Origin of the sequence: Geobacillus sp. LEMMY01 (genome assembly GCF_002042905.1) — a bacterium.
GTDB classification, from domain to species: domain Bacteria; phylum Bacillota; class Bacilli; order Bacillales; family Anoxybacillaceae; genus Geobacillus; species Geobacillus proteiniphilus.
This window is the reverse complement of the sequence record NZ_MVKA01000010.1, coordinates 1-26,926: the sequence shown is the minus strand read 5'-3', so window position 1 is coordinate 26,926 and position 26,926 is coordinate 1. Positions and strand designations below refer to the sequence as shown.

Here is a 26,926-nt window from a genome sequence, read left to right as displayed (position 1 = left end):
ATTAACAATTCTTTTTCCGTTTGTAAAGGTTTTTCGCTTAACAGATCTTCATTTACATAAATGGAAAACGGAATCCTTTCTTTTTCCCTTTTGGCATATTCGTCATCATTTTCATCATTTTTTTCATGTCGTCAAACTGCTTCAAAAGCCGATTCACTTCCTGCACAGTCGTGCCGCTTCCTTTGGCGATCCGTCGTTTCCGGCTGCCATTGATGATTTCCGGATGCATTTTCTCTTCTTTCGTCATCGAGCGGATGATCGCCTCGACGCGAGCAATTTGCTTTTCATCGACTTGAATGTTGGCGAGCCCTTTGATTTTGTTGGCGCCCGGCAACATTTTAATCAGTTCGTCAAGCGGTCCGAGCTTGCGCACTTGGCCGAGCTGGTCCAAAAAGTCGTCAAGCGTGAAGGTGGCCGTGCGCATTTTTTGTTCGAGCTCTTTCGCCTTCTCTTCGTCGACGGCCGCCTGCGCTTTTTCGATGAGCGTCAGGACATCGCCCATGCCTAAAATGCGCGACGCCATTCGCTCCGGATGGAACGGCTCCAAAGCGTCAAGTTTTTCGCCCATCCCAGCAAACTTGATCGGCGCTCCCGTCACGGCGCGGATCGACAGCGCCGCCCCGCCGCGCGTGTCGCCGTCCAGCTTCGTCAAAATGACGCCGGTGATGCCGAGCTGCTCATGGAAGCTTTGTGCGACATTGACGGCATCTTGCCCGGTCATGGCGTCAACGACGAGGAAAATTTCATCCGGCTTGACCGCTTCTTTCATTTCCTTCAGCTCATCCATCAACGCCTCATCAATGTGGAGGCGGCCGGCCGTGTCGATGAGCACGTAATCATAATGCTCTTCTTTCGCCCGCTCGAGCGCCTGTTTAGCGATTTCAACCGGATTGGCGTGCTCGCCTAACGAAAAGACAGGCACGTTCAGCTGCTTGCCAAGCGTCTCGAGCTGCTTGATCGCCGCCGGGCGGTAAACGTCGGCGGCCACAAGCAACGGCTTCCGGTTATGCCGCTTGCGCAACAAGTTGGCCAGCTTCCCGGTCGTCGTCGTCTTCCCGGCCCCTTGCAGCCCGACCATCATGACGACGGTCGGCGGCCTCTTGGCAACAGCAATTTGGCTTTGCTCGCCGCCCATTAACGCCGTCAGTTCTTCCTTGACGATTTTGATCACTTGCTGTCCCGGCGTTAAGCTTTTCATCACTTCCTGCCCGACAGCCCGCTCGCTCACCCGTTTAATAAAATCTTTGACGACCTTAAAGTTGACGTCCGCTTCGAGCAGGGCAAGGCGCACTTCGCGCATCATCTCTTTGACATCCGCTTCGGTTACTTTCCCTTTGCCGCGGATGCGGTTCATCACCTGCTGCAAACGTTCAGACAATCCTTCAAACGCCATGGCGGTTTCCCTCCCTAGTCGAGTTCGTCAAGCTCATTGACGAGCGCCGCCAATTCGGCGTCAGCGCCGTAGTGCCGGCTGATGTAGTCTTTCAGCCGCTCGATGATCTGCCGCCGCCGTTCATATTTTCGCAGCAGCCCGAGCTTCTCTTCATACTGTTCCAGCATCGCTTCTGTACGCCGGATGTTATCGTACACCGCCTGGCGGCTCACCTCATATTGTTCGGCAATTTCCCCGAGGGAGTAGTCGTCCAAGTAGTAAAGCGCCATATAGTTGCGCTGTTTCGGCGTCAACAGCGCTTGGTAAAAATCGTATAAATAGTTCATGCGCATCGTTTTTTCCAGCACCGGACTCTCCCTCCCTCATTGTTAAGTAAAATACCTTTACAAAAATGTAGTGTACCGTCTTTTCCGTAGAGTGTCAAGCGAGAACGGGCAAACGAGCGCACAACACCTTTGGGAGCACCCTCTGTTGGCTTGTTTATGATTCCAGCAAATCAGCAAACAATCCGTAGACGTACTGTTCTGGATCGAACACTTGCAAATCGTCCATCTTCTCGCCGAGGCCGACGAGTTTCACCGGGATGGCCATCTCGTTGCGAATGGCGAGCACGATGCCGCCTTTCGCCGTGCCGTCAAGCTTCGTCAACACGATGCCGGTCACATCGGTCGCTTCTTTAAACAGCTTGGCTTGGCTCATCGCGTTTTGCCCGGTCGTCGCATCCAACACAAGCAATACTTCATGCGGAGCGCCCGGAATTTCGCGGCTGATGACGCGTTTCACTTTTTCGAGCTCTTTCATTAAATTCACTTTGTTTTGCAGCCGCCCGGCCGTGTCGCATAACAATACGTCAACGCCGCGCGCTTTCGCCGCTTGAATCGCATCATACATGACCGCCGCTGGATCGGAGCCGGCCGCCTGCTTAATGACGTCGACCCCAACGCGCTCGCCCCACGCTTCGAGCTGCTCGATCGCCCCGGCGCGGAACGTGTCGCCAGCGGCCAACAAGACGGATTTCCCTTCCGATTTCAGCTTATGGGCGAGCTTGCCGATCGTTGTCGTTTTGCCGACGCCGTTGACACCGACGAACAAAATGACCGTCAGCCCGCCTTCTTGTATATTCAAAGCGGAAAGTTCTTTGTCATCGGCGCCGGCGCGGTAAATGTCAACGAGCTTTTCGGCGATGACGTCGCGCATTTGCGCCGGGTCTTGAATGTTGCGGCGCTTCACTTCCATTTTCAGCTCATCGACAAGTTCCATGACGGTCGTGACGCCCACATCGGCGGCGATCAAAATTTCCTCAAGCTCTTCAAAAAACTCTTCATCCACTTTCCGATAGCGGGCGATGAGGTCGTTCACTTTCCCGGCGAGCGAATTTCGCGTTTTTGACAGCCCTTCTTTAAACTTTTCGGTTACGGCATCCGCTTGCTTTGTCCATTTTTCTTTCAATTTTTGAAAAAAACCCATCCAAAGCGCCTCCTTTCCATTATGACCGCACGAGCTCCTTCGAATCTTCCAAACGGACGGAAACGAGCTTTGAGACGCCCGATTCTTGCATCGTGACGCCGTACAGCACGTCCGCTTCTTCCATCGTCCCTTTTCGATGGGTGATGACGATAAACTGCGTGTCGCGGCTGAACCGTTTTAAATATTGGGCATACCGCTGCACGTTCGCTTCATCAAGCGCCGCTTCGACTTCATCAAGGACGCAAAACGGCACCGGACGCACCTTTAAAATCGAAAACAAGAGGGCGATCGCCGTCAGCGCCCGTTCGCCGCCGGAAAGCAAGCTTAAATGTTGCAGCTTTTTCCCCGGAGGCTGAGCGACGATGTCGATCCCAGTCTCAAGCAAGTCGTTCGGGTCGGTCAGCCGCAAATCGGCGCGCCCGCCGCCGAACAGCTCGCCAAATACCTCGCCAAAATGGGCGCGGATTTGTTCAAACGTCGCGAAAAACCGTTTTTTCATTTCATCGTCCATTTCATCAATGACTTGGTGGAGCGTCGCCTTCGCCTCTTCCAAATCGGCTTTTTGCTCGCTTAAAAAGCGGTGCCGTTCGGAAACTCGTTCGTATTCATCGATCGCCCCCAAGTTGACGGTGCCGAGCTCCTCCATGGCGCGCTTGATCAGCTTCACCCGCTTGCGCGCCTCATCGGCGCCGATCTCAAGCGGGTACGCGGAGCGAGCCGCTTCAAACGACAGCCCATATTCTTCGCGCAGACGGACAAGCAAGTTCTCAAGCTCCACGTCAAGCCGGTTCAACTTCACTTCTTCGTCTTTCACGACATCAGCGAGCTGTTTATGCTGCCGCTTTGCTTCCTTCCATTCCCGCTCCAAATGCTCGAGCTGCCGTTGGCAGTCGAGCCGCTGTTCGCGGCGGCTTGCGATCAGTTCAATCGTTTTTTGCTTGTCCTCGAGCTTTTGCTGTCGTTGCTGTTCAAGCTCTGCCTCATTCCATGCCGGCGCCTCCATTTCTGCGTCCAAGGCGGCCCGTTCTTGTTCAGCCTCCTCAAGCTCGCGGGCGGTTTCGGCAAGCTCCGTTTCGAGCTCTTCGACTTTCCGGCGCGCATGTTTCACGCGCTCTTTCGTTTCCGCCAAGGCGATTTTTTGCTCGGTGATCACTGCCTGGAGCGTCTCTTTCGTCGTTTGCTCCGTCTGTTTTTGCGCCTGCAGCCGGTTGATGTCGGCATCGATCGCCTGCAGTTTCTCGGCAAGCTGCTCAAGCTGCCTGTCAATGGCGCCGAGGCGGCGGTTCAGTTCTGCCATTTCGCGCTCATCGTTCGCTTTTTCCTCATCATACAAAGCGAGCCGCTCGTCGATCCGTTTTTTCTGCCATTCGAGCTCGCGTTGCTCGTCCTTTTGTCTTTGCAACGCTTCTTGCAGCGCCGCGATCTCCTCTTGCAGCGCAGCCGCCTGCGCTTCCCGCTCCGCCTGCTCGCGTCGTTTCGCCGCAACAGCCCGCTCAAGCCGAGCGATCGTTTCATCCATTTCCTGAAGCTTAGCGGCTAGCGTTTCCAGCTCGCGATTCCGGCTTAACAGCGACACGGTCTTTTTCGCCGCTCCGCCGCCGGTCATCGCCCCGCCGGGGCTGACGACATCGCCGTCCAGCGTCACGAGACGATAACGGTACTGAAGAAGCTTAGCCAGCTCATTCGCGCCTTTTAAATCGGCTGTCACGATGACATGGCCGAGCAAATGGGCGATCGCCGCCCTATAGGTGCGGTCGTATTCGACGAGCTCGCTCGCAATGCCGACAAACGCCGGATGGCGGTCAATCGCCGCCCGCTCCCGTTCGGAAAGCGCGCGCGCTTGGATGACGTCAAGCGGCAAAAACGTCGCGCGCCCGTAGCCGTTCGTTTTCAAATAGTGAATCGCTTGCCGCGCCGCCTGTTCGCTGTCAACGACGATATGCTGCATCGCCCCGCCGAGCGCTGTTTCAATCGCCGTTTCATAGCGGTCCGGCACGCGAATGAGCTCGACAATGGCGCCATGAATGCCGGGCAGCCGGTCGCGCGCCTTTAGTACTTCCTTCACCCCTTGGAAAAAGCCGGCGTAGTCATGTTGCATCTCTTCCAACCATTGCTGGCGCGCTTTGGTTTGCTGCCGGTATTGGCGCGCCTGATGCAGCTGCGCTTCGTGCTGCTCGAGCTCCGTTTTTTGCGCCGCGAGCGCCGCGGCGAGAGCGGCTTGTCTATTATGCGCTTCCGCCAGCGCCTGTTCGAGGCGGGTCTGCTCGGCCCATAAGGCCGCCCGCTTCTGCTCGAGCTGTTCACGTTCGGCGAGATGGCGGCGGTTCGCTTCATCGAGCGCCGTCCGTTTGGCATGCAGCTTGCCAAGCGCCTGCTCCACATGTGCACGTTCATTTTTCAACGCCGCCTGTTCATGAACAAGGTCGATGTAATCACCTTTTCGCCGCTCGATTTCTTCTTCAATGTCGGCTTCATGCGCCGAAAGCAAAGCCTGTTTTTCTTTCAGCTCCCGCTCGAGTGCTGCGGCGGCCGCCTCAAGCCGGGCGAGTTCATCCCGCTCGGCATGCAGCTGCTCCGTCAAGCGGCGCCGTTTCGCAGCCAGTGCAGCCGTTATGTCGTCCAGCTGCGCTTTTCGCCTCGCGGCATGCTTTTTCCTCTCTTTCAACACTTCTTTCCGCCCTTCGAGCTTCTCAAGCTCTTCGCTGGCTAAAAGCAGCACTTGCTGCAAACCGTCGACCGATTCGTCAATGGCGGTCATTTGATCGCGCAGCTGTTCGATTTGGGCTTCCATTTTCTGTAACGCCGCCGCCAGCGCCACTTCGTCCCGCTGGTGCCCATCAAGCGCTTCCTTCAACTCATTCCATTGCCCGCGCAGCCGCTCGATGTCGTGAACCATCAGCGCCACTTCAAATCGCTCGAGCTCTTCGCGTTTTTCCAAAAACTCTTTGGCGAGCGACGCCTGCATGCGGAGCGGCTCAAGCTGCTGTTCGAGCTCGTGCAAAATATCGTTGACGCGGTGCAAGTTGTCTTGCGTCTCCGCTAGCTTCGCCTCCGCCTTTTTTTTCCGCAGCTTGTACTTCAACACGCCGGCCGCTTCTTCAAAAATCGTGCGCCGCTCTTCCGGTTTGCTGCTTAAAATCTCTTCGACCCGGCCTTGGCCGATGATGGAAAACGCCTCCTTGCCGAGCCCGGAATCGAGAAACAAATCGACGATGTCTTTCAAACGGCACGGCTGGCGGTTGATGAAAAACTCGCTCTCCCCCGAGCGATAGACGCGCCGGGTCACGCTCACTTCCTGGTACTCAAGCGGCAAAAAGCCGTCTTCATTGTCGAGTGTGATCGTCACTTCAGCCACATTGAGCGGCTTGCGCGATTCGCTGCCGGCGAAGATGACGTCTTCCATTTTCGCCCCGCGCAACGATTTCGCTGATTGCTCACCGAGCACCCAACGGATCGCATCGGTAATATTGCTTTTGCCGCTCCCGTTCGGACCGACGACCGCCGTCACACCAGGGACAAACTCGATCGATACACGGTCAGCGAACGATTTAAAGCCGATCACATCCAATCGTTTCAGGAACATGGTATGACGCCTCACCATCTTTCCACTGTGATCCACCACAAACACCCCGGAGCCATTTTGGGGAACCGGGACGTTCGATCTTTTCATCCTACCATACGAACTATCGAAAAAAACGCCTTTCTTCCCCCGCTCAAGGCGCGCATGTTCATCGAAACACCCATGAGCAGCGTTTGCTCTCCATCCCCTCGCACGTTCACAGAAAAAAGACTGACGTAACAGCGCCAGCCTTCACTGCTGGTCGGCAGCCCGCAACGTTTCGAGCGCCATTTGCGCCGCATGCTGTTCGGCTTCCTTTTTCGAGCGGCCGACGCCGATGCCAAGCTCTTGGCCGTTTAACGCTACGCGGGCGACAAACTCCTTGTTGTGGGCCGGACCTTTTTCCTCCAAAATGGCGTATTCAAGCGTTCCGCTGCCGTCCCGCTGCACCAATTCCTGCAGCTGGCTTTTAAAATCCATCACATGAGAAAAAGCACCTTCATCAATTTTCGGAAACATCGTTTGCTCCAAAAAGCGGATGACCGCATCCATTCCTTGATCCAAATACAAAGCGCCGATGAACGCCTCAAAGACGTCTGCCAAGAGCGCCGGACGCGTCCGCCCGCCGGTCAGCTCCTCGCCTTTGCCGAGTAAGACGAGCTCGCCGAACGACAGGGCGTTGGCAAATTTCACAAGCGACGGCTCACAGACGATGGCCGCCCTCAGCTTCGTCAATTGCCCCTCGCTCATATGCGGGAACTTTTGAAATAAATATTGAGAAACGGTCAGCTCCAGCACGGCATCACCTAAAAACTCAAGCCGTTCATTGTCTTCGTGAAGCCGCCGCCGATGCTCATTCACATACGATGAATGGGTGAACGCTTGAATCAACAGCTTTTCGTTTCGAAAGGTGATGCCGATTTTTTTTTGCAGCTCTTGAAACTTCGCCCGCCTCTTTTCATAGATGCGCTCTTTATCTTTTTGTTTTGACATAAAAATGCCCTCCGACTTCGTTCCAGAACAAAATGGCCTTGTCTTCTTCTATTATATCCGTTCTCCGGTCCGCTAAGCGAGCGGGAATCGTGCGCTTTTTCCGCAAGGCCCGCCGAGCATCCCTGAAAAAGCAGAGAAAGCCCCGTTCGAAGCAACGGGACTTTGCAAAAAAGCGGCATTACAGACGACTTTTTATGTAGTTCACAGCGTCTCCGACTGTGACGATTTTTTCCGCCTCTTCATCGGAAATTTCCATGTTGAATTCGTCTTCAAGTTCCATGACGAGTTCGACGATGTCGAGCGAGTCAGCGCCCAAGTCGTCCTTAAACGACGCCTCAAGCGTCACTTGCGATTCGTCAACCCCCAGCCGGTCAACGATGATTTTCGTTACACGTTCCAATACGTCTGCCATTGTGTTCACCTCCCTTCATGATTATAGTCGATGGAAGAGAAAAATACTAGCGGCGTTTTGTCATGGCATGACCATGCCGCCGTCAACATGAAGCGTCTGTCCGGTCATGTAGCTCGCGGCGTCGGAAGCGAGGAAAGCGACGACGCGGGCGACGTCATCCGGCTCACCGAAGCGAGCAAGCGGAATTTGTTTTAACATTTCCCCCTTCAGCTCCGGGCTGAGCGCTTCGGTCATATCGGTCGTAATAAATCCTGGTGCGACGGCGTTAACGGTGATGTTGCGGCTGGCGAGTTCGCGCGCCGCCGTCTTCGTCAGCCCGATGACGCCGGCCTTGGCGGCGACATAGTTCGCCTGCCCTGGATTGCCGATCACGCCGACGATCGAAGCGATGTTGACGATCCGCCCATAGCGTTGTTTCATCATCGGGCGCGTTGCCGCCTTCGTACAAAGAAATACCCCTTTTAAGTTCGTATTCATCACGGCATCCCATTCTTCTTCTTTCATCCGCATCAATAAATTGTCGCGCGTAATGCCGGCGTTGTTGACCAAAATATCGAGGCGGCCAAAATGGTCAATCGTCGTTTTCACCATGCGCTCAACATCTTCAGCGCGGGCGACGTCCGCCTGCACGGCGATCGCTTCGCGGCCGAGCGAGCGGATGGCCTCGACAACCTCATTCGCTTTCGCCTCGTTGCCGGCGTAGTTGACGGCAACGTTCGCCCCTTGGCGGGCAAGCTCCAGAGCGACCGCCCGGCCAATGCCGCGCGACGCCCCGGTGACGAGCGCAATTTTTCCTTCGAGCATCGCTTTATTCCCCTTTCAGCGCCGCAACGGTCGCTTCGAAGGAAGCGAGGTCGTTCACCGCATAAACGCGGGCGTTGCGGTCGATTTTTTTCACAAGGCCGGACAACACTTTTCCCGGACCGATTTCGACAAACGTGTCGACGCCAAGCGAAAGAAGCGTGCGCACCGACTGCTCCCAGCGCACCGGCGAGTACAGTTGTTCAATGAGAAGGCGGGCGATGTCCTCTTTTTTCGTCACCGGCTCGGCGGTCACATTGGCGATGATCGGAATGGCGGCGTCACGAATCACCAAACTGTCAAGAACCGCTTTCAGTTTTTCTGCCGCCGGCTTCATGAGAGCGGAGTGGAACGGACCGCTCACCTCAAGCGGAATGACGCGTTTGGCGCCGCGTTCTTTCGCCAGCTGCGCCGCTTTTTCCACTCCGGCTTTCGAGCCGGAGATGACGATTTGTCCCGGGCAGTTGAAGTTGGCGGGCTCGACCGGGTCGCCTTGGGCGGCGATTTCATTTGTCACCGCTTCGAGCGCCTCGGCGTCCATCCCAAGCACCGCCGCCATCGTCCCTTCACCGGCCGGCACCGCTTCATCCATCAGCTCGCCGCGGCGGCGCACCGCGTAAACGGCATCGGCAAACGACATGGCGCCGGCGGCGACAAGCGCCGTATATTCGCCTAAGCTGTGGCCGGCGACATAGTCAGCCTTAAGGCCAGCGCCGTCAACGAGCTGCCATAAGGCGATGCTGGCGGCTAGCAGCGCCGGCTGGGCGTTATATGTCAACGTCAGCTCTTCTTGCGGCCCGTTGAACATGAGCTTGGAAAGCGCGAATCCAAGCCGCTCGTCAGCCTCCGCGATGACGGCACGGGCGCGGTCGTCATGGTCGGCGGCGTCTTTTGCCATGCCGACCGTCTGCGAGCCTTGGCCCGGAAATAAAAAGGCGATTTTCCCCATTTTTGATTCCTCCTTTACCGATTATGCCCGTTCCAGCTCCGCTCTGATCGTACCGATGACATCATGAGCCACCATCTCTCGCGCTTGGCGGATGGCATGGAAAATAGCATTGGCATCGGACGACCCGTGCGCTTTAATGACCGGAGCATTTAAGCCAAACAGCGCCGCGCCGCCATACTCCGAGTAGTCCATCATCTTTTTCAGCCCGGCGAGCTTCGGTTTGAGGACGGCGGCGGCCAGCTTCGCCGCGACGCCGCTTGTCAGCGTCTGCTTGAGCAAGGAAAAGAGCGCCAAGGCCGTCCCTTCAATCGTTTTTAACGCAACATTGCCGGCAAAGCCGTCGGCGACGACAACATCAGCCACTCCTTGCAGCAGGTCGCGCGCTTCAACATTGCCGATGAAATGAAGGTTCGTTTCCTTGAGCAAGGCAAACGCCCGTTTCGTTGTTTCGTTTCCTTTTTGGTCTTCCGTTCCGACGTTCAGCAAGCCGATGCGCGGGTTTTCGACGCCGCGCACGTTCTTCGCGTACACATGCCCCATCAAAGCGTATTGCTGCAAATGTTCCGGCTTTGCATCGACGTTGGCGCCGACATCCAGAAAGACAAAGCCGCGCCCATCCAACGTCGGCAGCGTCGGGGCGAGCGCCGGGCGGTCGATGCCGGCTGCCCTCCCGACGACAAACAGTCCGGCCGCCATGAGCGCCCCGGTATTGCCGGCGGAAATGCAGGCAGCGGCGCGCCCTTCTTTCACTTCTTCCGCCATGCGCACCATCGACGAATTTTTTTTGCGCCGCACCGCCCGCACCGGCTCATCATCTGCTTCGATCACTTCCTCGGTGTGGATGATCGAAATGCGCTCTTCACTCGTCACATGCGGGCGAATTTTCGCTTCATCGCCAATCAGCGTAATCTCGATGTCAGGGAAATGGGCGGCGGCTCTCAGCGCCCCGCGCACGATTTCGCCCGGGGCATGGTCTCCGCCCATGGCATCAACCGCGATATTCATTGCTGTCCCCATCCTTTTTCTCTATGTTTGAACGGTACATTTCAAACGTCCCGGAAAAGACGAGCTCCTGGCCGACGTAGCTGTTCACCTCGACGATTGTGCGCCCGTGCGCCGTTTTGCCGGTCACTTTCGCTTTGGCTACGACCCGCTCCCCTTCTTTCACTTGGCGCACAAAACGAATGGTCGCTTTCGCTGTCAGCGCCAGTTCATCATGGATGACGGCGACGGCGAGCGAGTTGGCCTGAGCGAACAAATGGTGGCCGCGGGCGATGCGGGTGCGCCGAAAGACGTGCTCCTCTTTCACATCGAAGATCGAAATGGCGCTCGCATCCGGCTCGATGTCAATAATGTCGCCGATCACTTCTTCAAGCGGCAACGCCCGCACTTTATCAGCGAACGACTGGCGGGCGACATTCTTGATGCGCTCACGCAGTTCGGGAATCGACAGCTCAAGCCGATCAAGGCGGATCGTCTGCACGCTGACCGAAAATTTTTCGGCGAGCTCTTCATCGGTGATAAACGGGTTTTCCCGGATCGTCTCCTGCAACAACCGTTGCCGTTCGCGTTTGCTTTTTCTCATTGATTCGTGACACCGTCCGATTTTATGACTAGGTACTAAAAGTAATATATAATATCAAAAAACGAAATGCAAGCACAAAAAATGAAAAGCGGCCACATGCTGTCGGCCGCTGTGGATCCGACGCCCCCGCCAAACGGCTTTCCGCTCTATCCTCAAGGCCCACAAACGAAACCGTCGGACAGGCATCTCTTGCTTCCCCCATCCGAGGGGTGAAAATATAGGCGCAAACTAGCCAAAAAGTGAATCAATCACCATAAAAAACAACGGGGCGCGAATGCGAAAACGCCTCCTTCCTGTCTATTAATCTAGCTTTTCCCCGTCGAGTATGCCGGACGCTTCCAGCTCAGCGCGCAGCCCGGCGTACGCCTCATCGCGCCAAAACGCGGCCGAGGAAACGAGTTTGGCGGCATCGCGGCGGGAGACTTCCAAAATACGGTAATCATGCACTGGATCGCCGTAGCGGAATTCCGGGAGCCCGCTTTGTTTTGTACCGAAAAAATCGCCCGGACCGCGCAGCTCCAAATCTTTTTCGGCCAACACAAACCCATCGGCCGTTTCCGTCATGATGCGCATTCGTTCTTTGCCGACTTCCGATTTCGGGTCGGCGATCAAAATGCAGTACGACTGGGCGTCGCCGCGCCCAACCCGCCCGCGCAGCTGATGGAGCTGGGCGAGGCCAAACCGTTCGGCGTCGTAAATGACCATCACCGTCGCATTCGGTACATTCACGCCGACTTCAACGACCGTCGTCGAGACGAGCACATGGATGCGGTTTTCGCTGAACGCCCGCATGACGCGTTCTTTTTCGTCGGCCGACAGCCGGCCGTGCATAAGGCCGATCTCATATTTCCCGCGATAATAATGGACAAGTTGGCTATGGACATCGATAGCGTTTTGCACATCCAATTTGTCCGACTCCTCAATGAGCGGACAGATGACATACGCCTGATGACCGCGGCGCAATTCCTTTTCGATAAAATCGAGCACGCGGGCGAACTGATGATGCTTCACCCAATACGTCTCGACTTTTTTTCGTCCGGCCGGCATTTCATCGAGCACCGATACGTCCATGTCGCCGAACGCTGTAATGGCGAGTGTGCGCGGAATCGGCGTCGCCGTCATCATCAATACATCCGGTGCATGCCCTTTCTCACGCAAAATGCGGCGCTGTTCGACGCCAAACCGATGCTGCTCGTCCGTAATGACAAGGCCGAGCCGGCGAAACTGCACTCCTTCTTGAATCAAGGCGTGCGTGCCTACGACGATATCGATCGTTCCTTCTTCCAGTTCGGCAAGCACCTCTTTGCGCCGCTTTCCCTTCACTGAGCTTGTCAAGAGCGCGATAGTCACATCAGTATCGGCAAACAGCTCGGCGAGCGAGCGGGCGTGCTGTTCAGCCAAAATTTCCGTCGGCACCATCAGCGCTCCTTGAAACCCGGACAAAGCGGCGGCGTAAAGGGCGACAGCGGCAACGACCGTCTTGCCAGAACCGACGTCGCCTTGCAAAAGCCGGTTCATTTGCCGCGGCGAGCGCATGTCCGCCAAAATTTCGCCGATGACGCGGCGCTGGGCGTTCGTCAAAGCAAACGGCAATCCGGAAAGAAAGGACGAAAGCCGCTCTTCAGAAAACGAGTGAACGACGCCGCGCCGCTCATCGCGCATCAACCGACGGAGCGCCTGCATTTTCAACTGGTACAACAAAAACTCCTCATAGACGAGCCGGCGCCGCGCCTGATGCAACTCTTCGCGCGTGCGCGGAAAATGAAGGGCGCGGAGCGCTTCTTGTTTGTCGACAAGGCGATAAGCGCGGCGCAAAGCGGGCGGCAGCGGGTCGGGGATGTGCTCGCCAAACTGTTCGAACGCCGCTTTCATCAACCGGCGCATCGTTTTCACCGTCAGCGGGCTGCGCACGGAGTAAACCGGCTCGATGCCGATGGTCTCCGGAGCCGGTCCGAACCGAAGCTCGTAGGCGTTGATCGTTTGCCGATGCCGGTCCCATTTGCCGATCACCGTCACCGTCTCGTTCAGGGCGATTTTTTCCTTCAAATAGGGACGGTTGAAACAAACGACGGTGATCAAGTAGCGATCGGCCAGCATGCGGAAGGAAAGGCGCGATTTTTTCTTTCCGTAATACGTCAACAGCGGGGCGCTGTATACTTTCCCTTCCACTGTCACTTTTTCTTCATGGCGGACGGCGGCCAAATCTTTTTGTTCGTAATCATCATAGCGGTACGGGGCGTACGCAAGCAGCTCACCGACCGTCGCGATGCCGATGTCGGCAAGCGCCGCCGCCGTCTCTTCACCGATGCCTTTGACCGCCGCCACCGGCTGTTGCATCGCTTCGTTCACTTCGATGCCGCAGAAGCGCCGAAAATGCGGGCCGCAATGGCGCGGCCAGTCGGCGTCGCGGCCAACCCCCCTTGCGCCGTTTCTTTGAGCGCCACCGGCATGGCTGCACCGATGCGATACATCGCTTCAATCACTTCATCGCACGGGATGCGGCTTTTAATGCCGGCTAGCGCCATATCCGCAGCGATCATGGCGTTCGCCGCCCCCATCGCGTTCCGCTTGACGCACGGCACTTCGACCAGGCCAGCAACCGGGTCGCATACTAATCCCAACATATTTTTTAAGGCGATGGCCATCGCTTCGGCCGCTTGGCTCGGCGTCCCACCGGCCAGCTCAACCAGCGCCGCGGCGGCCATGCCGGCCGCCGACCCAACCTCGGCTTGACAGCCGCCGGCGGCGCCGGAAATCGAGGCGTTGTTGGCGACAATGTAGCCAAACGCCCCGGCTGTAAACAAAAACTCAATCATTTCCATTCTTGTCGGCCGCAGCTTCTCTTTCACGGCAAACAGCGTCCCCGGGACGACGCCGGCCGCCCCAGCCGTCGGCGTGGCGCAAATGACGCCCATCGCCGCGTTCACTTCGTTGGTCGCCATGGCTTTGCTGACGGCGTCTAAAATCGTCTCTCCGGACAAAAAACGGCCGCCTGCAATATAGCGTTGCATCCGCACCGCATCGCCGCCCGTCAGTCCGGAACGGGATACAACCCCTCGCAGCCCCTTCTCGACGGCACGCTCCATGACGGCCAAATGGCGATCCATTTGGGCGATAATCTCTTCCCGGCTTCGCCCGCTCACTTCCACTTCTTGACGGATCATCACTTCAGCGATTTTGATGTTGTCCTTTTCGGCCAACGCCACAAGTTCAGCCACATTGCGAAACATTCATGCTCACCTATCCTCTCTCCATTACAGCGATGTCTATCCAAATGCTAACAGACACGAAACCGTTTTCTTCCTAATCAACGAGTTTGGCCACTTGGATGATGTTCGGCAGTTGCTCAAGCTCGCCAATGAGATCATCGGTCAGCGGCTGATCGACTTCGATCGCCATGAGCGCCTCTTTCCCTTTCTCCTTGCGCGACACTTCCATATGGCCGATGTTGATTTTCTGTTTCGCCAACACCGAAGCCACCGCCCCAATCGTCCCGTACCGGTCGTTATGCATAATGAGCAGCGCCGGATGGTGACCGGACAGCTTCAAGGCAAACCCATTCAATTCGACGATTTCGATTTTGCCGCCGCCGATCGAAATGCCGACGAGCTCAAGCTCGCCTTCGTCATCGCCAATCCGCAGGCGCACCGTATTCGGATGATGCGGAATCGCTTCCTCGGCAGAAAACGAAACGTCCACCGCTTCCTCACGGGCGATCTCAAGCGCATTCGGAAGACGTTCATCGAACGTGTCAAACCCGAGCAGCCCGGCGACAATGGCAACGTCGGTGCCATGCCCCCGATACGTTTCGGCAAATGAGCCGTAAAACGAAATGCGCGCCCACGTCGGCTTTCGGCCAAACAACTTGCGCGCAACCAAACCGATGCGCACCGCCCCGGCCGTATGTGAACTTGACGGCCCGACCATCACCGGGCCAATGATATCAAAGACGCTTTTGTATTTCATCTCCGCTATTCCTCCACAAAACAGAAAAATAAGAAAAATAGAAGGGAATGCTCCCTTCTATTATTCTAACATATTATTCGACGGAAATGATGAATGGATACAGCGGCTGCTTTCCGTTATGCACTTCCACTTCGACCCCGTCATGTTTCGTTTCCAAATAGGCAACGACTGTTTCCACATCGATCTCCGTTGCGTCTTCGCCGTACAAAATGGTCACGATTTCGCTTTCTTCATCAATGAGCGCATCAAGCAGCCGCTTCGTTACGGCGAGTTTGTCTTTGTCAGCGGCAATAATGCGGTCATCCAATAACCCCATGTAATCGCCCTTTTGAATCTCGATGCCGTCAATCGTCGTATCGCGCACGGAAAACGTCACTTGCCCCGTTTTCACTCGCGACAGCGCCGCCGTCATCGCCCGCTCGTTTTGCTCGACCGATTGCGCCGGATTGAACGCCAGCAACGCCGCCAGACCTTGCGGAACCGTTTTCGACGGGATGACGATCACCCGCTGTTCGGAAAGCTCCGCCGCTTGTTTTGCCGCCATCACAATGTTTTTGTTGTTCGGCAGCACAAACACCGTTTCCGCGTTAGCGAGGCGGATGGCGTCAGCGATTTCTTCCGTGCTCGGGTTCATCGTTTGCCCACCTTCAATGATGGCGTGTGCACCGATGCTCCGAAACAGTTCAGCCACGCCAGCGCCCATGGCGACGGCGACGATACCGTACGGCTTTGCTTCCTCTTTGGCAACACCAGGCAGCGTTTTTGCCTCCTTGCCGACGATGTTGGCATGTTGTTCGCGCATGTTTTCAATTTTAATATTGATCAAGCTGCCGTAGCGTTGACCGTATGTCAGCACCTCACCCGGCGTTTCCGAATGGATGTGCACCTTAACGAGCTCGTCATCAGCGACAACGAGCAACGAGTCGCCGAACTGGCTTAACTCGCGGCGGAACGTTTCTTCGGAAAACGGGTGCTCGGCCAGCTTGTCCGGCTCAAAACGGACCATAAATTCCGTACAGTAGCCAAACTCGATCTCATCGGTATGAATATGGCTTTGCGCGCTTTGATGGTGCACCATTTTCACTAAATCGTCCATCCGCGCCTCAGCGCGTGCGGCGCTCACGATTTCCCCTTTCAGAGCAGCAAGAAACCCTTCATAGATGTATACGAGCCCTTGACCGCCGCTGTCGACGACACCGACTTCCTTTAAGATTGGAAGCAATTCGGGCGTGCGCTGCAGCGCCGCTTTCGCCTCGGCGAGCGCCGCTTCCATCACGGCGATCACGTCGCGTTCTTTTTTTGCCACCTCCACCGCCTTGCGCGCCGCTTCTTTGGCAACGGTGAGGATCGTCCCCTCAACCGGCTTCATCACCGCCTTGTAAGCTGTATCAACCCCAGCCTGCAAAGCGGCGGCGAATTCGAAGCTGTTCACTTGCTGTTTGCCTTCCACCGCCTTGGCAAATCCGCGGAACAGCTGCGACAAAATGACGCCGGAATTGCCGCGCGCCCCCATCAACAGCCCTTTCGCCAGCGCCGCGGCGACGTTGCCGATATGGTCGGAGGCGTTCGCCTTCACTTCTTTCGCCCCGGACGTCATCGACAAGTTCATGTTCGTTCCTGTATCGCCATCTGGAACCGGAAAGACGTTCAGCGCATCGACCGTCTTGGCGTTGTTCGCCAAATGTGCGGCCCCTTGCTGCACCATATCGGCAAATCGTCTTCCGTCAAGCGTCCTCATTGTCACCGGCTAACTCCTCCTTACTACGGGTTTGACACCCGAACCCCTTGAACGTAAATATTGATCGACTGAACCACCAGCCCGAGCGTCTGATCGAGCGTGTACTTCACTTTCGACTGCACGTTATGGGCGACTTCGGAAATTTTCGTTCCGTAGCTGACGATGATGTACATATCGATATGTACCTCGCCGTTTTCTTCGCGGACAATAACCCCTTTGGAAAAATTCTCCCGGCGCAAAATTTCCGACAGCCCATCGCGAATTTGGTTTTTCGACGCCATTCCGACAATGCCGTAGCAATCGACGGCTGCTCCCCCCGCGATCATCGCAATTACTTCATTGGCAACTTCGATGCGCCCGTATTTCGTTTGCCATTCGATCGACATGCTCGTTCCCCCTTTGCGTATCTCGCACAGCTACCCCTATTGTACTATAACGCTTTCTGTTTTCAAAGCGCTTCCCGTCCGCCCACTAGTATTATTTAGCCGAAAACTGAAATATATGTCAAGGACAGTTTCTTGAAAGAAAACCGCACGTCTATTGCAATCCCTACGGTTGTATGGTAAATTATAATAGTGTTTTTAGAGGGATGTGAAAGCAAGGAGGGAAAAACGATGGCGAAATGCTTTGTGACCGGCAAGAAGAAATCGTTCGGCAACTCGCGTTCGCATGCCATGAACGCCAGCCGCCGCACATGGAAAGCCAACTTGCAAAAAGTGCGCATTTTAGTTGACGGCAAACCGAAACGCGTCTGGGTTTCGGCGCGCGCGCTGAAATCTGGAAAAGTGAAACGCGTCTAACGGCCTAACGAAAAGAAGCCGCCCCAAAAGGTTGCAACCCTCCTTTTGTTCGGCGGCAACAAAAAAGCACCAAAAATGGTGCTTTTTTCTTATCCTTTTTTAAATGCGTTCAACACCGCCCGCACGATTCCGCCTAAAAATCTCGGCAGCTTGATCGTATAAAACTTCATCCCGATTCCCTCCTCACACCGATCATAACGAGCTTCCCGCCATTTCCTTATCCATTATATTCCGTCATAAGCCAAGCGCGACTACGGGCAGCCGGCAAAATCGCTGCTCCTTATCATCATTAATATGCCTTCTGAAAACGAAAAAGTACCGGAAGATTGGATAAGTTCGTTACTAATACATAATGTCGAACCGCGGGAAATATGACAGTTTGTTAGCGGATATTTAAATCCGATAAGCGTAAGCTCTGCCACCGTTTCGGAAATCGGGATGTATGACACATAGCGGTATCGCTCGTCGCGCGCGACCGTATGCACGCCGGGCAGATGGACGGTGAGCACGTTTTGCCGGTCGATGAGTTCAATGGGCCGCCCGGCGTACTTTAACAGCAGCTCAACGTTGCCAAACAAATGGTCAAGCCGCCCGCCGGTCGCCCCAAACAGACGGATGGCCCCATCTGTCTGCCTAACCGCCCAGTCAAGGGCGATCTCCATATCCGTTTTGTCTTTTTCCGCCGGCCAAATGTCAAGCTCCGGCAGCATCTCCCTTAGCCGCTTGACCTCCTCTGCCGGCAGCGAATCAAAATCGCCAAACGCCCGCACCGGACGGAGTCCGAAATCCAGCAGCGCTTTCGTGCCGCGGTCGACGCCGACCCACTGCACATCGCTCCCATCATACGAGCGCAAATCGGGAAGAAGGTGGCGCGGACCGCCGCCGACAATATGAATCAACACATGCGTTTCCCCCTTTCGGCAAGGGCCGAGGCGGCCATCTTCCGTCCTTTTCTTTGCTCTCATCACCCTGCGGCTCGATAAGATGGCAAAAGCGGCGCTGCCTTTTGGCTAGTTGGCGCACGCTTCGCGAAGCGTGCGAATGGCGGCGGCTCGATCCCGTTCATTGTAGATGGCCGAGCCGGCGACAAGCACGCTCGCCCCGGCTTCCACGCAAAGCGGCGCCGTTTCCGCATTGATGCCGCCGTCGACCTCAATATCGACCTCTTTGTTTTGTTCGCTGGCCATCCGGGCGACCTCACGGATTTTTGGCACGACCGCCGGAATGAACGCCTGTCCGCCAAACCCTGGATTGACCGTCATCAACAAGACGAGATCGACATCAGCGATCACATGGCGGATCATCTCGACCGGTGTATGCGGATTGAGCACCACCCCGGCTTTGACGCCTTGTTCTTTGATAAAATGAATCGTCCGATGCAAATGCATGCACGCCTCAACATGGACGGAAATCACATCCGCGCCCGCTTTCGCAAACGCCGGAATGTATCGGTCCGGGTCGGCGATCATCAAATGGACGTCAAGCGGCAGCTTCGTCACCGGTCGAATGGCGGCCACGACCGGCGGACCGAACGTCAAATTCGGCACGAAATGCCCGTCCATGATATCGACATGAATCCAATCCGCCCCGCCTTCCTCGACCGAACGAATTTCCTCAGCCAGGCGGGCGAAATCGGCTGATAAAATCGATGGCGCAATTCGAATCATGTTCAATACCTCGGCTTTCGTTCTTTCATTTCGGCAACAAAACTAACGTAGTGGTCATAGCGGTACGATGGAATCTCCCCAGCCTCGACCGCCTCACGCACAGCGCATTTCGGCTCGGCGATATGAAGGCAGCCGCGGAACTTGCACCCTTCCCCGTATGTTCGGAATTCAGGAAAATAATGCGGCAATTCGTCAAGCTCGATCTGGTCGAACTCAAGTGCACTAAACCCTGGGGTGTCGGCGACAAGCCCACCGGCGACCTCAAGCAGTTCGACATGGCGGGTCGTATGCTTGCCGCGCCCTAAATGGGTGGAAATGTCGCCCGTTTTCAACCGCAAATCCGGACGGAGCGCGTTTAATAGGGACGATTTGCCGACGCCGGACTGCCCGGCGACGACGGAGACGCGGCCGCGAAGGCGCAACGCCAGTTCATCGAGGCCGCCCTTGGTCACTGCTGACGTTTCAATCACGTCGTAGCCGATGCGCCGGTAATCATGCACGTAGCGGGCGATCTCTTCTTTCGATTCGCCATCCAACAAATCGATTTTGCTGATGACAATAATCGGCGTGATGCGTTTCGATTCAACCAAGACAAGAAAGCGGTCGAGCAGCTTGGCGCTGAAGTCCGGGCTTACAGCCGAAAAGACTAAAATCGCCTGCTCGACGTTGGCAATCGGCGGCCGCACAAGCTCATTTTGCCGCTCGCCAATCTCCAAAATATAGCCTTCCGTTTCGCTCGTCGCCTGAAAAACGACGCGGTCGCCGACGAGCGGCGTCACTTTTTTCTTGCGGAACACACCGCGCCCGCGGCATTGGAACACGCGGCCTTCGGACAAGACGTAATAAAATCCGCTTAACGCTTTAATGATTTGTCCTTCCGCCATAGCCTCACCCCTTTTTCCCGTCATTTTCTTGGGTATGGGATCGACCCTTCCTCTTTGACGACATTGTTGACAATGACGCGGTAATAAGCGGTCTCCCCATATGGAATTTCAAACTCGACCATCTCGGTCGCTGGCGCCGTCAGCCGGTATGTTTTGTATGGCGTTGACATATTGTGGGTGGCATCTTGGATGTAAAGCTGGGCTTCAACAATTTGCCCGGGCATCGCCGGTTCATACGGGATCATAATCTCTTTCACCACCGTTTTGGACGGCTTCGGCTCCGGCCCGCGGGAAATGACGACAGTGATGGTTTCCCCTTTTTTTACCTGCTCGTTCGCCGCTGGAGTTTGCGAAATGACAAGCCCTTCCGGCACCTCGTCTGAATACTCGTACTTCACGTCAATGCGCAGCCCTTGATCCGCGCCGTAGTCGCGCACGCTTTTTTCCGTATAGCCGGTCAAATCTTTAACGGTGACCTTCTCCGGCCCGAGGCTGACGGTGAACATCACTTCCGTTTCATCAGGCACGACTTCATCACCGGCGTACGGGTATTGATCCAAAATCGTCCCTTCCGGCTTGTCGCTGTAGCGGCCGCTGCGTGTGATGCGGGCAAACCCTTCGGCGCGCAGCTCCTCCTCCGCCGCAGCAATATCATCGCCAATGAAGCTTGGAAATTCGATTTTCTTTTTTCCAATGCTTTTATAAATAATGACGCCGGCCCCTTTCTTCACCGTCATGCCGGCTTCCGGATCGGTGCGCACGACTTTTCCTTCTTCGATTTGATCATCTTCCACATCGATCGTATCTTTGATTTCCAAACCGAGAGACGACAGCTGTTCAACAGCGTCATCATAGTTTTTGTTGACCACGTTCGGCATCGTCACTTCTTTTGGAAAAATGAGGTCCGGAATCCATGTGACCGCGCTGACGCCGACAGCTCCCATGAACAGCAAGGCAGCCACAAGCCATGCAATCCATACCCGCTTCCGCTTCGGTTTCGGTTCGTCGATCGTATGAACCGGTTCGCTCGTTTTTTCTTCGTACACAAGCGTCTCTTGCTCCAACGCCGCGCTTTCCACATGTTTGATCATCGGAACGGCTTTCGTCGCTTCCTCATCGTCATCGGGTATGGTAAATTTCGGCTCGTTGCGCCGCCTTGGATCCAGCGCTGTCCGAATGTCCTCGTTCATTTCGCGCGCGGATGCATAGCGGTAAAACGGGTCTTTCGCCGTCGCTTTTAAAATAATGTTTTCCACACTTTGCGGGATGTCCGGATTCCACGCCTTCGGCGACGGCGTTTCCGCCTGCAAGTGCTTCAACACGATCGAAACGGCTGATTCGCCGGAAAACGGCAGCCGACCGGTGACGAGTTCAAACATGACAATGCCGAGTGAATAAATATCCGATTTTTCAGTAGCGATGCCACCGCGCGCCTGCTCCGGCGACAAATAATGAACCGAACCGAGCACCGAGTTGGTCTGCGTGATCGTCGTGCCGCTCATCGCCACAGCGATGCCGAAGTCGGTCACTTTCACATTGCCGTGCTCATCAAGCAAAATGTTTTGCGGTTTAATGTCGCGATGGATGATGCCGTTCTCATGGGCATGGGCGATCGCTGATGTCAGCTGGTCCATGATGCCAAGCGCCCGTTCGACCGGAAGCGGAGCGTGCTGCTGGATGTATTGCTTCAGTGTCGCGCCGCGCACATATTCCATGACGATGTAATAGACGCCTTCCTCTTCGCCGACGTCATAAATGGAGACGATATGTTCATGGTTTAAGCTCGTCGCCGCTTGCGCCTCGCGGCGGAACCGTTTGATGAACTGATCATCATTGGCAAAATCAAGGCGGAGCACTTTGACAGCAACATCGCGCTCCAAAATCATATCGCGGGCCAAATACACGTTGGCCATACCGCCGCCGCCGATGAGGCTGATGATTTTATAGCGGTCATTCAATCGCTTTCCAATGAGCACGCCGATCACCCACCTTCACGTTCCGCTGAAACATCGATGACCGCCAGCGAAATGTTGTCTTCTCCGCCCCGCCCGTTGGCGAGCTGGATAAGCGCCTCCGCCTTCTCTTCCAGCGTGCCGGCACCCGTCAAAATATGTATCATGTCCGCTTCCGGCACTTTATTGGACAACCCGTCCGAACATAACAGCAACATGTCGTCCTCGTCGAGCGCCACTGTTTTAACGTCGATTTTCACCGCCGGTTCCGTGCCGAGCGCCCGCAACAGCACGTTTTTGCGCGGATGATGCTCAGCCGCTTCTTTGGAAAGTTGCCCGCTTTTGACGAGCTCATTGACCAACGAATGGTCGTCGGTCAGCTGCTGAATTCCGCTTTTGTTGAGCACGTAGCAGCGGCTGTCGCCGATATGGGCAACCGTCGCAAACGAATTAGCGCAAACGGCGGCGACGACCGTCGTCCCCATTCCTTGACATTCCGGGTGGGAACGGGCATGGTGAAACAATTGTTCGTTCGCCGCCGCAATCTGCGTCTTGAGCCATTGCTCCGCCTCAGCCGGCGAAGCAAGGCCACTCTCTTTCTCCCATCGCTCCTGCAAATACGCCACCGCCATGGAACTGGCCACATCACCGGCGCGATGGCCGCCCATCCCGTCAGCGACGACCGCTAAATATTGGCCGCTTTGATTGACAAATACGCCGCCGCTGTCTTCGTTATGTTCGCGAATTTGGCCGATGTCAGTTCGGAAAACGGCTCGCATCCGATTCACCTCGTCTCCTCTTTTCGCTCCTTCGCGCGAAGCTGTCCGCAGGCGGCATCGATGTCGTGTCCATGTTCGCGGCGAATGGTGACATTGATTCCATGTTTTTTCAACGCCCGTTCAAAGGCGAAAATTTGGCTGCGCGGCGTGCGCACATAGTTGCGCTCCGGCACGTAGTTAACCGGAATCAAATTCACATGGCATTTCAGCCCTTTAATCAGCTCGGCCAACTGCTCGGCGTGCTCAAGCTGGTCGTTCACCCCGCCAAACAATCCGTATTCAAACGTCACGCGCCGGCCGGTTTTTTCAATGTAATACCGAACCGCCTCCATCAACTTGGGCAGCGGGTACGCTTTATTGATCGGCATGAGTTTCGTCCGCAGCTCATTCGTCGGTGCATGCAACGAAATGGCGAAGTTGATTTGCATTCCTTCATCGGCAAATTGGTAAATTTTTGGGATGATGCCGCTGGTGGAAACGGTGATATGGCGGGCGCCAATGTTCAACCCTTTTGGGTGATTGACGATGCGCAAAAACTTGATGAGCGCATCGTAGTTGTCAAACGGCTCGCCGATGCCCATGACGACGATGCTGCTGACGCGTTCATTCGTTTCATCGAGCGCCTTTTGCACTTGCACGACTTGGGCGACGATCTCGCCCGCCTCTAAATGACGCTTCAGTCCGCCGAGCGTCGAAGCGCAAAACGTGCAGCCGATGCGGCAGCCGACTTGCGTCGTGACACACACCGAATTGCCGTAGTGATGACGCATGAGCACCGTCTCGATCGAATAGCCGTCATGGAGCTCAAACAAAAATTTGATCGTTCCGTCTTTAGACGTTTGTTTGACCACGGTTTTCAACGTCGTGATCGAAAATGATGACGCTAGCTGTTCGCGCAGCCGCTTTGGCAAATTCGTCATGTCGGCAAAATCGGTGACGCGGTTTTGATACAGCCACTCGTAAATTTGCGTGGCCCGAAACGGCTTTTCGCCTTGAGCGACCAGCCATTCCTTCAATTCGTCTAGCGTGAGCGAATAAATCGATGGCAACGGAGGCTGCGTTTCGCCGACAGAGCGGCGGGCAGCCGGACGAGCCATTTCCATGCTTTTACACCTTCTTTCGCAGTCGGGCGATAAAAAACCCGTCAGAGTCAAAATGATGCGGCAGCAGCTGAAGCATGCCGCCTTTCACATGCGGCCGCACCGGTTCCGGCATCCGCTCGGGAAGGCTGGCGTCGAGGAAGAAGTCCGGATGATCCGCTAAAAAGCGGGCGATGGCTTCTTCATTTTCCTCGCGCTCCACCGTGCATGTGCTGTAGACAAGCGTACCGCCTTTTTTCAAAAGCGGGGCGGCCGCCCGCAAAATGGCTTGCTGAATCTCGACAAGCGCGGCGACATCGTCTCTCCCTTTCGTATATTTGATCTCCGGTTTGCGGCGAATGACGCCGAATCCAGTGCACGGCGCATCGACCAAAACGCGGTCAAACGATTCCGGGGCAAACCGCTCGCCGAGCCGGCGGCTGTCAAGGGCGAGCGTCGCAACGTTGTCAAGACCGAGCCGCTTGGCCTGCTGTTCGATCAGCTTTACCTTATGTTCGTGGATATCAACAGCAACGACCTCGCCGCGCCCGTCCATCCGCTCGGCGATATGGGTCGTTTTCCCGCCCGGCGCCGCGCAGCAGTCAAGCACCCGCTCGCCGGGGGCTGGGTCGAGCGCTCGAGCGACAAGCATTGAGCTTTCATCTTGAATCGTCAGCCAACCGGCGCGAAACGTCTCCGTATGAGCCAAATTCCCTTTTTCCGCCCGGATGGCCTCCGGAGCGACATGGCCAGGGATTGCCTGCATCCCTTCAGCGCGCAGCCGCTCGAGTGCTTCTTCGACAGTCGCACGCAGCCGGTTGACGCGGGCCGTTGATTGCGGCGGGCGCAAATTCGTCTCGCACATGCGCGCCGCTTCTTCATAACCATATTGCTGGATCCAGCGCCGGACGAGCCACTCGGGATGGCTGGTGGCAAGGGCGAGCCGCTTGCCCGCGTCATCAACCGCCTCGATCGACGGCAGCCCCTCGCGGCCGATGGCCCGCAATACGCCGTTGACAAGTGAAGCGATGCCGCGATGGCCGCGCCGTTTGGCGATTTCAACCGCTTCAAAGACGGCGGCGCGGTCGGGAACACGGTCCAAATACACCATTTGATACAGCGTCAACCGAAGAAGCACGCGCACCCACGGCTCAAGCCGGCGCGCCTTGCGCAAAAACGGCGCCAAATAATAATCGAGCGTATCGCGCCGTTGCACCGTGCCGTAGACAATCTCGGTCAACAGCGCCGCATCGCGCCCGTCAAGGCGTCCTTTTTGAATGGCTTCGTTTAATTGCAAATGACTGTACGCTCCTTTTTGTTCAATGGCTAACAGCGTATCTAAAGCAAGTTCACGTACGTTCATGATCCTCTCCTAGCTTCATGCCGACCGCCAGCCGGCTGCCGGCGCCGCGCAAAAATTCGCCCGCCGCCATCCGTTTTTTTCCGGCCGGCTGCAATTCGGTGATGCGAATGGCTGTCTCATTGCCGGTGGCCACGACAATGCCGTTTTCCTCGAGCGCCAAAATCGTGCCCGGCGGCGCCAAACGGGGCGCCGGCACTTTTTCACCCCACCAAACCTTCCAAATGTGCCCATCCTGCGTTGTATACGTGACCGGCCACGGATGGAAGGCGCGAATATGGTTGTAAATGGCTTCGCCGGGCTGCGTCCAATCGATCCGCTCCTGCTCGCGGCGAATGTTCGGCGCATACGTCGCTTTCTCCTCATCTTGCGGAACGGGCGTAATTTTTCCTTCCAATAAAAGTGGAAGCGTTTCTGATAGTAGTTTAGCCCCGGCGGCGCTCAATTTATCATGGAGCGTGCCGACCGTATCCGTTTCGGCAATCGGCACTTCGACTTGCGCTAACATGTCGCCGGCGTCCAACCGCTCCACCATATACATGATCGTGACGCCCGTTTTCGTTTTCCCTTGCCAAATGGCGTAATGGATCGGCGCCCCGCCGCGCAGCTCGGGCAGAAGCGAGGCATGGACGTTGATGCAGCCGTATTTTGGTGCATCAAGCAGCGCTTTCGGCAAAATTTGCCCGAACGCCGCCGTTACAATCAAATCGGGCGCAAACGCCAGCACTTGTTCGTATTGCTCCGGCTCGCGAATTTTCGTCGGCTGCAGCACCGGGATGCCGTGATGCTCCGCTTCCACTTTCACCGGGGGCGGAATGAGCTCGCGCTTCCGCCCTTTTGGCTTATCCGGCTGGGTGACGACCGCTGCAACGCGGTAGCCGTCATGAAGAAGCTGGCGCAAAATCGGCACGGCAAAGTCAGGTGTTCCCATAAACACAATGTTCGTCATTGGCATCTATCCTTCCAATTCTTCAAGATCGCAATACCGAATCACTTTCGACTTGACACTCCACACGCCTAAAGGACGTGGGATTCTTGGGTCGCTCACGCCCTCATCCATTTCTGGTTCGGACAACGCCCAAGTTCAGGGGTGTGCCATCACCCCGTCCCATCGGGTTAAGATGTACCCCAATGGGCGGCGCACCTGTGACCAGTGCGCTAGGTTAGGCGGCGAAGCCCGAAATCGCTTTGGCGATGTTGATGGCGCCATTTAAGTCGGCGTGGAGGGTGTATCCGCATTTTTTACACTGAAAGTGGATGCCATTGCGATTTCCCTTTTCCCGATGTCCACATTTACACGTTTGGCTCGTGTAGGTCGGCTTCACCCACTCGACCCGAATGCCCGCCATTTCGGCTTTATAGGCAATCATCATTTGCAGTTGATGAAACGCCCAAGAGTGAAGGCTTCGTCCCGCTTCTTTGGCCGATGTTGCCCGCTTGCGAATCCCCGTCAACTCTTCCATTCGAATCACGCCAACACCGTTGGCGAGGGCAAAACGAACGATTTGACGGCTGATTTTGTGGGTCCTATCCTTCATCMAG

At 55.9% G+C, this 26,926-nt stretch carries 26 protein-coding genes; 1 reads left to right on the top strand and 25 read right to left on the bottom strand.

Annotated elements, in window-relative coordinates; translation table 11 throughout:
* Positions 1 to 52 precede the first annotated feature (52 nt).
* The 15 genes from ffh to B1A75_RS06455 form a co-directional block, all read right to left on the bottom strand.
* Entirely contained in the window at positions 53 to 1,393 is a 1,341-nt protein-coding gene (ffh, locus tag B1A75_RS06530; protein WP_074044412.1) for a signal recognition particle protein, read from the bottom strand.
* Positions 1,394 to 1,407: 14 nt separating this feature from the next.
* Positions 1,408 to 1,740, bottom strand: coding sequence for a putative DNA-binding protein (locus B1A75_RS06525; protein WP_031410455.1), 333 nt, complete (start codon positions 1,738 to 1,740; stop codon positions 1,408 to 1,410).
* Between the two features lie 133 nt (positions 1,741 to 1,873).
* Complete coding sequence (gene ftsY, locus B1A75_RS06520) at positions 1,874 to 2,860, bottom strand: signal recognition particle-docking protein FtsY (protein ID WP_074044411.1); 987 nt, start codon at positions 2,858 to 2,860, stop codon at positions 1,874 to 1,876.
* A 19-nt stretch (positions 2,861 to 2,879) separates the two neighbouring features.
* Positions 2,880 to 6,443 carry a chromosome segregation protein SMC gene (gene smc, locus B1A75_RS06515; RefSeq protein WP_079935949.1) on the bottom strand — a complete coding sequence of 1,188 codons (3,564 nt, stop codon included), beginning with the start codon at positions 6,441 to 6,443 and terminating at the stop codon, positions 2,880 to 2,882.
* 228 nt (positions 6,444 to 6,671) lie between these two features.
* Positions 6,672 to 7,412: a ribonuclease III gene (gene rnc / locus B1A75_RS06505; RefSeq protein WP_042381378.1), complete on the bottom strand. Its 741-nt coding sequence runs from the start codon at positions 7,410 to 7,412 to the stop codon at positions 6,672 to 6,674.
* Between the two features lie 178 nt (positions 7,413 to 7,590).
* Positions 7,591 to 7,824 (bottom strand): acyl carrier protein, encoded by a 234-nt coding sequence (locus tag B1A75_RS06500; protein ID WP_011230691.1) that lies wholly within the window; start codon positions 7,822 to 7,824, stop codon positions 7,591 to 7,593.
* Positions 7,825 to 7,884: 60 nt separating this feature from the next.
* Complete coding sequence (fabG, locus tag B1A75_RS06495; RefSeq protein WP_042381381.1) at positions 7,885 to 8,628, bottom strand: 3-oxoacyl-[acyl-carrier-protein] reductase; 744 nt, start codon at positions 8,626 to 8,628, stop codon at positions 7,885 to 7,887.
* A 4-nt stretch (positions 8,629 to 8,632) separates the two neighbouring features.
* The gene (gene fabD / locus B1A75_RS06490; RefSeq protein ID WP_042381383.1) at positions 8,633 to 9,574 is read right to left on the bottom strand and encodes an ACP S-malonyltransferase; all 942 of its coding nucleotides are present in this window, start codon (positions 9,572 to 9,574) and stop codon (positions 8,633 to 8,635) included.
* 21 nt (positions 9,575 to 9,595) lie between these two features.
* Positions 9,596 to 10,579 (bottom strand): phosphate acyltransferase PlsX, encoded by a 984-nt coding sequence (gene plsX / locus B1A75_RS06485; protein WP_042381385.1) that lies wholly within the window; start codon positions 10,577 to 10,579, stop codon positions 9,596 to 9,598.
* Positions 10,563 to 11,159, bottom strand: coding sequence for a transcription factor FapR (fapR, locus tag B1A75_RS06480; protein WP_011230687.1), 597 nt, complete (start codon positions 11,157 to 11,159; stop codon positions 10,563 to 10,565). The genes plsX and fapR overlap by 17 nt, the downstream gene beginning before the upstream one ends.
* A 300-nt stretch (positions 11,160 to 11,459) precedes the next feature.
* On the bottom strand, positions 11,460 to 13,508 hold the full coding sequence (gene recG, locus B1A75_RS06475; RefSeq protein WP_079935948.1) for an ATP-dependent DNA helicase RecG: 2,049 nt from the start codon (positions 13,506 to 13,508) through the stop codon (positions 11,460 to 11,462).
* Entirely contained in the window at positions 13,505 to 14,389 is an 885-nt protein-coding gene (sdaAA, locus tag B1A75_RS06470) for an L-serine ammonia-lyase, iron-sulfur-dependent, subunit alpha (protein ID WP_074044727.1), read from the bottom strand. The genes recG and sdaAA overlap by 4 nt, the downstream gene beginning before the upstream one ends.
* Before the next feature lie 73 nt (positions 14,390 to 14,462).
* The gene (sdaAB, locus tag B1A75_RS06465; protein WP_079935947.1) at positions 14,463 to 15,125 is read right to left on the bottom strand and encodes an L-serine ammonia-lyase, iron-sulfur-dependent subunit beta; all 663 of its coding nucleotides are present in this window, start codon (positions 15,123 to 15,125) and stop codon (positions 14,463 to 14,465) included.
* Positions 15,126 to 15,198: 73 nt separating this feature from the next.
* Positions 15,199 to 16,869 carry a DAK2 domain-containing protein gene (locus tag B1A75_RS06460; RefSeq protein WP_079935946.1) on the bottom strand — a complete coding sequence of 557 codons (1,671 nt, stop codon included), beginning with the start codon at positions 16,867 to 16,869 and terminating at the stop codon, positions 15,199 to 15,201.
* A 17-nt stretch (positions 16,870 to 16,886) separates the two neighbouring features.
* Entirely contained in the window at positions 16,887 to 17,249 is a 363-nt protein-coding gene (locus B1A75_RS06455) for an Asp23/Gls24 family envelope stress response protein (RefSeq protein ID WP_079935945.1), read from the bottom strand.
* 228 nt (positions 17,250 to 17,477) lie between these two features.
* Here B1A75_RS06455 and rpmB point away from each other — a divergent pair, with 228 nt between their 5' ends.
* A complete protein-coding gene (gene rpmB / locus B1A75_RS06450) occupies positions 17,478 to 17,663 on the top strand; it encodes a 50S ribosomal protein L28 (RefSeq protein WP_031410471.1) in 186 nt (61 codons plus the stop codon).
* Between the two features lie 89 nt (positions 17,664 to 17,752).
* Here rpmB and spoVM read toward each other — a convergent pair whose 3' ends face one another.
* The 10 genes from spoVM to B1A75_RS06400 form a co-directional block, all read right to left on the bottom strand.
* Positions 17,753 to 17,833, bottom strand: a complete 81-nt coding sequence (gene spoVM / locus B1A75_RS06445; protein WP_011230680.1) for a stage V sporulation protein SpoVM — start codon at positions 17,831 to 17,833, stop codon at positions 17,753 to 17,755.
* An 81-nt stretch (positions 17,834 to 17,914) separates the two neighbouring features.
* The gene (locus B1A75_RS06440) at positions 17,915 to 18,565 is read right to left on the bottom strand and encodes a thiamine diphosphokinase (protein ID WP_042381396.1); all 651 of its coding nucleotides are present in this window, start codon (positions 18,563 to 18,565) and stop codon (positions 17,915 to 17,917) included.
* 108 nt (positions 18,566 to 18,673) lie between these two features.
* Positions 18,674 to 19,330, bottom strand: a complete 657-nt coding sequence (gene rpe, locus B1A75_RS06435; protein ID WP_042381399.1) for a ribulose-phosphate 3-epimerase — start codon at positions 19,328 to 19,330, stop codon at positions 18,674 to 18,676.
* Positions 19,331 to 19,332: 2 nt separating this feature from the next.
* Complete coding sequence (gene rsgA / locus B1A75_RS06430) at positions 19,333 to 20,214, bottom strand: ribosome small subunit-dependent GTPase A (protein ID WP_014195416.1); 882 nt, start codon at positions 20,212 to 20,214, stop codon at positions 19,333 to 19,335.
* A 20-nt stretch (positions 20,215 to 20,234) separates the two neighbouring features.
* Positions 20,235 to 22,190, bottom strand: a complete 1,956-nt coding sequence (gene pknB / locus B1A75_RS06425) for a Stk1 family PASTA domain-containing Ser/Thr kinase (RefSeq protein WP_042381447.1) — start codon at positions 22,188 to 22,190, stop codon at positions 20,235 to 20,237.
* 5 nt (positions 22,191 to 22,195) lie between these two features.
* Complete coding sequence (locus B1A75_RS06420; protein ID WP_042381401.1) at positions 22,196 to 22,945, bottom strand: Stp1/IreP family PP2C-type Ser/Thr phosphatase; 750 nt, start codon at positions 22,943 to 22,945, stop codon at positions 22,196 to 22,198.
* Positions 22,946 to 22,950: 5 nt separating this feature from the next.
* Entirely contained in the window at positions 22,951 to 24,048 is a 1,098-nt protein-coding gene (rlmN, locus tag B1A75_RS06415; protein WP_042381404.1) for a dual-specificity RNA methyltransferase RlmN, read from the bottom strand.
* A 4-nt stretch (positions 24,049 to 24,052) separates the two neighbouring features.
* Entirely contained in the window at positions 24,053 to 25,387 is a 1,335-nt protein-coding gene (rsmB, locus tag B1A75_RS06410; protein WP_042381406.1) for a 16S rRNA (cytosine(967)-C(5))-methyltransferase RsmB, read from the bottom strand.
* A complete protein-coding gene (gene fmt / locus B1A75_RS06405) occupies positions 25,374 to 26,333 on the bottom strand; it encodes a methionyl-tRNA formyltransferase (protein ID WP_042381408.1) in 960 nt (319 codons plus the stop codon). Before fmt ends, rsmB begins: the two co-directional genes overlap by 14 nt.
* Before the next feature lie 214 nt (positions 26,334 to 26,547).
* On the bottom strand, positions 26,548 to 26,926 hold a 379-nt coding region (locus tag B1A75_RS06400; protein ID WP_139761713.1), incomplete at its 5' end, for an RNA-guided endonuclease TnpB family protein.